The sequence below is a fragment of the Streptomyces acidicola genome (genome assembly GCF_009377235.1).
Lineage (GTDB): Bacteria > Actinomycetota > Actinomycetes > Streptomycetales > Streptomycetaceae > Streptomyces > Streptomyces acidicola.
The window spans coordinates 1-7099 of record NZ_VMNX01000354.1; the positions used below are offsets into that span (position 1 = coordinate 1).

Genomic DNA, 7099 nt, shown 5'->3' on the forward strand with positions numbered 1-7099 from the left:
GGGGAGAAGCGGGGCTGACGAGGCGCCGGGTCGCGTCCTTGGTGTGGCGAGCTGAGGACGAGCCGAAAGCCTGGTCTGTGCGTTTGTGCGTCTGCATGGACAAGGGAGGCCTCGATGCGGCGGGACCTCCCTTATTCAACTACTTCTCCGCGGGCCGGTTCTGCAGGTCTGCTTCGGGACTGGCAGCCGGGCAACGGCTCCACCCACGCGAGGGTGCGCTCCAGCGCCTGTGGGCGAGATGAGCGTCAGGTGGTGCGGGCGGCATCAGCTGTGGTCGCCCTGGTACGGGGGTAGCGGGCCCGCATGGCGGGGCCGGCGGCGGGGCCGGCGGTGAACACGTATGCATGGCTGTCGTCGAGGCGGCGGCCGGTCCGGGCATCGACAACCACAGGTTCGACTTCTTCGCCGCTTCCTGTGTCGATCAGGATCATGCTGCGCTGCTCGGGGGTGAGGCGGGAGTTGCCCCAGGCCGCCAGGGTGATGATCACGGGGCGCAGGGAGCGGCCCAGGTCGGTCAGGACGTACTCGTTGCGGACGGGGTTGGTCTGGTAGGGGCGGCGCTCCAGCAGGCCGTCTGCGACCAGCGTCTTGAGGCGTGCGGTGAGCATGCTGGTGGAGATGCCGAGGTTCTCCTGGAACTGGTCGAAGCGGGTGTAGCCGTCGAAAGCGTCGTGGAGGATCAGCAGCGTCCACCATTCGCCGACGTGCTGCACGGTCGTGGACAGCGGGCATTCGAGGTCCTCCGCCCTGATGCGGCTTGCCAAGGTTGACCACCTCCGGGGAGTTGCTGCTAAAGTCGAAGTTACTAGCTTCTATTTTAGCAGTAACGGCGGGTGCGGTGCCCCCTCCTGCCCGCACCCGGGAACGGAACGCGCCATGGCCACCCCCATCAGCGAAACCAACGACTCCCTGAAGGGCCGACGCGCCCTGGTCACCGGCGGCACGAAAGGCGTCGGTGCGGCCGTCGCCCGACGCCTGGCCCAGGCCGGCGCCACCGTGCTGGTCACCGCGCGCAGTCGACCGGACGGCGTAGCAGCCTCGGACATCATCACCGCGGACCTGGCCACCCCCGAGGGGGCCGCCACCGTGGTCGACGAAGCCCTCCGCCGCCTCGACGGCGTCGACATCCTGGTCGACAACCTGGGCGGCTCGGAAGCCCCCTCAGGCGGATACGCGGCCCTCGACGAGGACGACTGGGCCAGAGAACTCAACATCAACCTCCTCGCCGCAGTCCGCCTGGACCGCGGCCTGCTCCCCGCCATGATCAAAGCCGGAAGGGGCGTCATCATCCACGTCTCCTCGATCCAGCGCCGCATGCCGCTGTGGAACGGCACCCTCGCCTACGCTGCCGCCAAGGCCGCGCTGACCACCTACAGCAAGGGCCTGGCCAACGAGGTTGCCCCACACGGCGTCCGCGTCAACACCGTCGCTCCCGGCTTCGTCCAGACCACCGCCGCCGACCACCTCGTCGCCCGAATCGCCGAGACCTCCGGCACCACCCACGAAGCGGCACTGAAACAGCTCATGGATTCCCTCGGCGGTATCCCGCTGGGCCGCCCCAACCGTCCCGAAGAAGTCGCCGAACTGGTCGCCTTCCTCGCCTCCGACCGCGCCTCCGCCATCGTCGGCGCCGAACACGTCATCGACGGCGGCACCATCCCCACCGTGTGAACCGTCCACCCTCAGGAACCGCCATGCACACCGACCAGCCCCAGAACATCGCTCCCGAGGCCCTGCCCGAGGTGATCACCCGCTTCCTGAACTCCCATCGCGCCCATGACACCGCCACGGCACTCAGCGCCTTCCACCCGGACGCCACCGTGACCGACGACGGCAAGACCCACCGGGGAGCCCCGACGATCGAAACCTGGCTGACCCACTCCGCCGGCGAATACACGTACACGATCGAACTCACCGGCGCGCAAAGAGTCGACACGGACCGCTACGTCGCCACCCACCACCTGGAGGGCAACTTCCCAGGTGGGGTCGTGGACCTGCACTACCGCTTCACCCTCAGCGATGGTCTCATCGAAGGCCTTCGTATCGAACCCTGACCCGCGCCCTGGCGCATTGCCCCACAGCACTCGGGCCCCAGTTCAGTAGGCGGCGGGCCGCCATACTCCTCTTCGGGGGCGCTCTTGTCGCGCAGGGGCCGCATTGCGCCGGGCAGGTCGGGGAGCTGGATGGAGTACCGGCCGCGCATGTTGATGTGGTGGCGGACGAACGGTAAGAGGCGGCGACGTCCTCGTCGCGGACGTCGAAGCCGTCCTCGCGGAACTGGGAGAAGGCGGCGTCCATGTAGCGGGTGTTGAACAACACCAGCGCGTTCAGCGCCAGGCCGAGCGCCGATCTGGTCCTCCATGCCGTCCTGGTAGCGCTGGTGAAGCTGCCCGGCGCGGCCGTGGAAGATCCCAAAGGCGCGGGCCCCCGCACGTTCAGCCAGGCCGACCTCGACGACATCGCCCACGAGCTCGACCATCGTCCCTGCAAGGCCCACGGCTTGGCCTCCTGAACAGCGGTGATGCGCTGACCGCTTCCATCGTTTGACGACACCGTTCAGCGGGCGCGGGAGGCTTCGCGCGGTGCAACCGGAAGGTCGCCGGGCCCTGCGGCGAGCGGTTCACCGCCTTCCTGCAGCTCGCGGCGGACGCGGCGCAGCAGGAGGATCCCGGCCGGGCGCTGCGGCAGTACCTGCTGGCGGCGGCCGCACGGCGGGTCGAGGACCCGGCACTCGAGGTGATCCTCGAGCATGCGAGCCTCGACCAGCCGGAGATCGCGGAGGGGGCGGACGAGCTCGGCCGCCGCGTGGACGGACTCGTGGAGCGGGCGGTGGCGCCCGGGGCCGTGCGCGCGGACTTCACCAGCTCCGACGCGTACAACCTCCTCTACATGCTCGGGACCGTCTCCGACCGCACCGAGCAGATCGCCCCCGGCAACTGGCGCCGCTACGCCGAGGTACTGCTCACCGGGTTCGGCCTCCAGGCCGGCCCTGCAAAGCGGACCGAGGCGATGACCGAGGAGCAGATGCTGCAGGCCATCTGGCCGTCGCAGTCCTGACGCGTCCCCCGCACCCGTTCCCCCGCGGTGGCGCGAGCCGCCGGAATCCGGCTTGCACCTTTTCACCAGGCATCCATCCAACCCACCCCTCAAGGACTACGTGCACCATGGCCCAGCCGACTTGAGTACCAGGTCGAGCTCGACGCCGACCCCGAGGTGATGCGCTACGTCGGCGGAGCCCACACCCCCGAACAGGCGGAGCAGGCGCTCCGCGACGGAATCGCGGACGCCGAGCGGGGCCCGGGCCTGGGGTACTGGGCCGGGTTCGTCGAAGGAGGCTTCGCCGGCTACTGGATCCTGCGGCCGCCGGACTCCGACGGTCAGGACCCGGGGAGGGCCAAGGGGAGCTGGGGTACCGGCTCCTCAAGCGCTACTGGCGCCAGGGTCTTGCCAAGGGGGCTCGCGCGAACTGCTCCGGTACGGGTTCGAAGACCTCGGTCTGACCCGGATCATGACCATGCCGCCGCACTGGCCGAGGCCACTCGGCGACGCAGCCATCCGGCAGCCGCAGGACCGGTAGCCCGCCCCCGAGCGGACCGGGTCACAGCCAGCATCGATCACCTCCGTCCAGCGACGGCTGGAGACCGCGCTCGCGCGCATCAAGCAGCTGCGCGCGGAGAACAGTGACTTCACCGGACGCCTTGAGACCGCATACGGCGAGATCCGCGGACTGCGCGGCACGTGCCGCGGCCCCGAGGAGCAGGCCTCTGACGGCTGTTGATCGGTGACAAAGAACGTGAAATCAGCAACTGGCCCAGTATCTCGGTGGGTTCAGCCAAGCACCGTCAACACCATCAGGACTCCTACCGCCTCCACAAGCAACAAGAGTGAGCCGTATCCGAGAATCTGACCGACAGACCACACTCGGTGACCCGCATCCGCGCGCAGGACCGCTCTGTGCGCAGCCAGCACGGCCGGTATGGAGATGCAGTAGACGGTTGACGCGTACAGCGACCAGTCGAGGATGTCCTGCCACGAACTGAACACAGATCCTTGTTCATAGGAGGCCACGACCAACGACAGGATCCCCACGAGCACCAGTACCAGCACGGCTGCGGTCAGCACCCACCACCAACGCCTTCCGCCGCCCCACCGCTCTCCCAGCCAATGGCCGAGGGTAACGGAGGGCAGTACAAAGGCGGCAGAAATCAACGAGCTGATGAAGAGCAGCGCGAGCATAACCATGGGCAGCACAAAGACTGACCTCGCCTCTGGTACCACTCCGAAGAGCGGCATCGCCAGAATCAGGCCGAAGCCCTCCACCCACAGCACAGCCATCGAAACCGACGACGGTGCGTTGCCCTGTTTCTCTCGAAGGTCCCCGCGCGACAACTGCGTCATCTCGCCCCCTGTCCGGCACCCATCATCGCGGACAGGGGAGACTCAGGAACACCCGCCTCATCTGGAGCCAGTGCCGCATCAGAGAACCTGTGCCCTGTAGTGACATGACGGGCTGTTCGGATGCTGGTCCGGGCAGCATGGTGTCGTCAGACTGGCCGGGTGGCAGAACGAGTACGCGTCCGCGAGATCCATGACGATGAAGGGCAGCGCCTGTTGTGGATCATCCGCAGAGGCACCGGGTCGGTGGTGACCTGGCGGCGGGCCCAGACCGTCTTGCTGTCCGCGCCGGGCATGCCTGTAGCCAAGATCGCCGAGGTGACCTTCACCAACTCCGACCGGATCCGGGACGTGATCCACAACTTCAACGCCGACGGCTTCGACTCGCTCTACCCGAAATGCACGGGAGGGCACCCGAAGACCTTCACGCTTCCGGAGCGCCGGGAGATCAAGAAGATCGCCAAGTCCAAGCCGGCCGAGCACGGCCTGCCGTTCGCGACCTGGAGCCTGGACGAGCCGGCAGACTTCCTGGTCGTCGAAGGAATGGTCGACGACATCAGCCACGAAGGCCTGCGGGTTCCGCTCCGCGAAGAGGGCGTGTCGCTTCTGCGCATTAGGACTGCATAAAGACCTCGAAGACCTCCCACGACCCTGACTACGCCACCAAGAAGGCCCGCGTCGAGCACCTGTACGTGATTGCCGACGGCGAGTCATCTGGCGGAACAACCACACCGCCGATATTCGCTTGCGCACCATCGTCACCCGGGTCAACGTCGCCTGCCCGACACCTGACGAAGGCAGAGAAGATGACCACGCAGACCCACCACGTCGATCACGAACTCATCCAGGCCGCGGCGCACGTGGCTCGCACTCGCTGCCGGGGTGACAACCACACCATGGCAGCCGCAGCCCGCACCCGGAACGGCGGGATCGTCACCGCCGTGAACGCCTACCACTTCACGGGAGGACCGTGCGCGGAGCTGGTCCTCATCGGTGCGGCAGCCGCCCAGGGTGCCTACGACCTGGACACGATCGTCGCTGTGGGCGACCGCGACCGGGGGGTTGTTCCTCCGTGCGGCCGGTGCCGGCAGGTCCTTCTCGACTACTTCCCCGCCCTCAAGGTCATCGTTGGCGAAGGCGACCGCGCCCGAACCGTCCCTATCACCGACTTGCTACCCGAAAGCTACGTCTGGGCCGAACACCAGCTTGACGCTGAATAACCACGACACTCAGCGCGGGCCGGCACCGTCAACCGAGAACGGGGCGAACGTTGTCCGATGAGGCACCAGTTCAAGACCTGCTCCCTGGCCAGGGAGCTGCGCTCGTACTCAGTGGACCGGCAGTCGCCAGGGGCGGAGTGAATCCTGCGGGAACATCCCGGGGGCGGGGTGCCGCTACCCACAGCTTCGAGGGCGGGATGCGGTGCTTCGGCGTCCGTTCTCGGCGGACTCCTGCCATGCGCAGCGCCTGAACAGGGTGGGGCCCCGAGGTCAACTCGGGCCCCACCTGCGCGTCGGACAAGGTGTGGCCGCCCTTTTCTGGCCCGCTGCTATTCCGGCTTGCCTGCTCCCATTCGTAGGACTGTTCCGGACAGACTTGGAGGGAGGATTCAGCCGACGAAGTCGGAGATGAGAACGGCGAATTCGTCGGGGGTGGTCAGACGGATGCCGAGGGTTTCGGCCTTGGTGCGTTTGGATCCGGCGCCTTCCCCAGCGACGACCAGGGTGGTGTTCGGACATGGCGGGCTCGGGGCTTGTCCTAGCCGCGAAAGTCCGACGGGCGCTCCGGCGACGCCTCCGTCAACGCTTTGGCCACTCCGTCGATGCCGTCGCGCAGCCCGTACACCGGTGTGCCCGGCTGCTGACGCCAGGAGTCGGCGAGGGTGCCCGTGTCGACCGTGTCGAAGCCGAGTTCGTCGATCAGGGCTCGTACCTTCGCCTTGGCTGCCTCGTCGTCGCCCGCCACCGGTACCGCCTGTCGGTCGGGGGCGCCGGCCGGGCGGGGGCGGTCCAGGATGTCCTGGGCATAGGTGCCGTTGAACGCCTTGACGACGGTGTGGCCGATCTCGCGTGCCGTCCAGGCGCTCTCCGTGAGGCCTTCGTCTTCGATCGCCGCGATCCTGCCGTCCCGCTGCTGCGGGTAGTAGTTGCCGGTGTCGATCACGGCGACGCTCTCCGCCGCGCCGTCGAGGACGCCTGCCGGCAGGTTCGGGATCGCCTTGACCGGGATCGTGATCACCACAACCTCCGCGTCGCGCGCCGCCTCCCGCACCGGGACCGGTGTCGCGCCGGTCTCCTCGGCCAGCGCGGTGAGCGTCTCAGGGCCGCGTGAGTTGGCGACGGAGACGTCGTGTCCGAGAGCAGTGAGCCGCCGGGTGAGGTTGCCGCCGATGTTGCCCGCGCCAATGATGCCGATCTTCATGACAGCCTTTCCAGGTCCAGATCGTTCCATGTTTCATGCGTGCGCATATGCCTGGAGTGCGTCAACCCCGGTGCCTCCCTGCCTATTCCTCGACTACCCCAACTGACCCACGGCCCTCACATCCGTACGACGATCTTGCCCGCATGCCGCCTGGACTCCATCAACTGGCGGGCGTCCCGGATGCGGCAGGCCCCCGAAGACCTAGCCCGCAACCGGGCAGAAGTCGCCGTCGGCCAGGCCCGCATTGAGGAAAACGGGGGAGTGGCGGCGGTCGGGCGGGGGG

9 protein-coding genes and 1 pseudogene are annotated in these 7099 nt (G+C 67.7%); 5 read left to right on the plus strand and 5 right to left on the minus strand.

The annotated features are described in order from the left end of the window. Positions 1 to 245: 245 nt before the first annotated feature. On the minus strand, positions 246 to 764 hold the full coding sequence (locus FPZ41_RS43345) for a winged helix-turn-helix transcriptional regulator (protein ID WP_152870030.1): 519 nt from the start codon (positions 762 to 764) through the stop codon (positions 246 to 248). A gap of 112 nt (positions 765 to 876) precedes the next feature. Here FPZ41_RS43345 and FPZ41_RS43350 point away from each other — a divergent pair, with 112 nt between their 5' ends. Both FPZ41_RS43350 and FPZ41_RS43355 read left to right on the plus strand, forming a co-directional pair. Further along, positions 877 to 1671 carry an SDR family oxidoreductase gene (locus FPZ41_RS43350; protein WP_228023397.1) on the plus strand — a complete coding sequence of 265 codons (795 nt, stop codon included), beginning with the start codon at positions 877 to 879 and terminating at the stop codon, positions 1669 to 1671. A gap of 23 nt (positions 1672 to 1694) precedes the next feature. After that, the gene (locus FPZ41_RS43355; RefSeq protein ID WP_152870033.1) at positions 1695 to 2054 is read left to right on the plus strand and encodes a nuclear transport factor 2 family protein; all 360 of its coding nucleotides are present in this window, start codon (positions 1695 to 1697) and stop codon (positions 2052 to 2054) included. 65 nt (positions 2055 to 2119) lie between these two features. Here FPZ41_RS43355 and FPZ41_RS50505 read toward each other — a convergent pair. Continuing rightward, a pseudogene (locus tag FPZ41_RS50505) lies at positions 2120 to 2419 on the minus strand (Tn3 family transposase); the annotation flags it as partial. A gap of 137 nt (positions 2420 to 2556) precedes the next feature. Next, on the minus strand, positions 2557 to 2751 hold the full coding sequence (locus tag FPZ41_RS43365) for a hypothetical protein (protein ID WP_152870035.1): 195 nt from the start codon (positions 2749 to 2751) through the stop codon (positions 2557 to 2559). On the opposite strand from FPZ41_RS43365, the gene FPZ41_RS43370 reads away from it, so the two are divergent. Then, a complete protein-coding gene (locus tag FPZ41_RS43370) occupies positions 2695 to 3057 on the plus strand; it encodes a hypothetical protein (protein WP_407698900.1) in 363 nt (120 codons plus the stop codon). The two genes, FPZ41_RS43365 and FPZ41_RS43370, sit on opposite strands and share 57 nt — an antisense overlap. Positions 3058 to 3828: 771 nt before the next feature. Here FPZ41_RS43370 and FPZ41_RS43375 read toward each other — a convergent pair. After that, positions 3829 to 4398, minus strand: coding sequence for a hypothetical protein (locus FPZ41_RS43375; RefSeq protein ID WP_152870039.1), 570 nt, complete (start codon positions 4396 to 4398; stop codon positions 3829 to 3831). 159 nt (positions 4399 to 4557) lie between these two features. Here FPZ41_RS43375 and FPZ41_RS43380 point away from each other — a divergent pair, with 159 nt between their 5' ends. Both FPZ41_RS43380 and FPZ41_RS43385 read left to right on the plus strand, forming a co-directional pair. Then, a complete protein-coding gene (locus FPZ41_RS43380) occupies positions 4558 to 5022 on the plus strand; it encodes a helix-turn-helix domain-containing protein (protein ID WP_228023400.1) in 465 nt (154 codons plus the stop codon). Between the two features lie 179 nt (positions 5023 to 5201). Continuing rightward, a complete protein-coding gene (locus FPZ41_RS43385; protein WP_152870042.1) occupies positions 5202 to 5615 on the plus strand; it encodes a cytidine/deoxycytidylate deaminase family protein in 414 nt (137 codons plus the stop codon). A 538-nt stretch (positions 5616 to 6153) separates the two neighbouring features. Here the strand turns inward: FPZ41_RS43385 and FPZ41_RS43390 are convergent. Then, positions 6154 to 6816 carry an NADPH-dependent F420 reductase gene (locus tag FPZ41_RS43390; protein ID WP_152870041.1) on the minus strand — a complete coding sequence of 221 codons (663 nt, stop codon included), beginning with the start codon at positions 6814 to 6816 and terminating at the stop codon, positions 6154 to 6156. Positions 6817 to 7099: the final 283 nt, after the last annotated feature.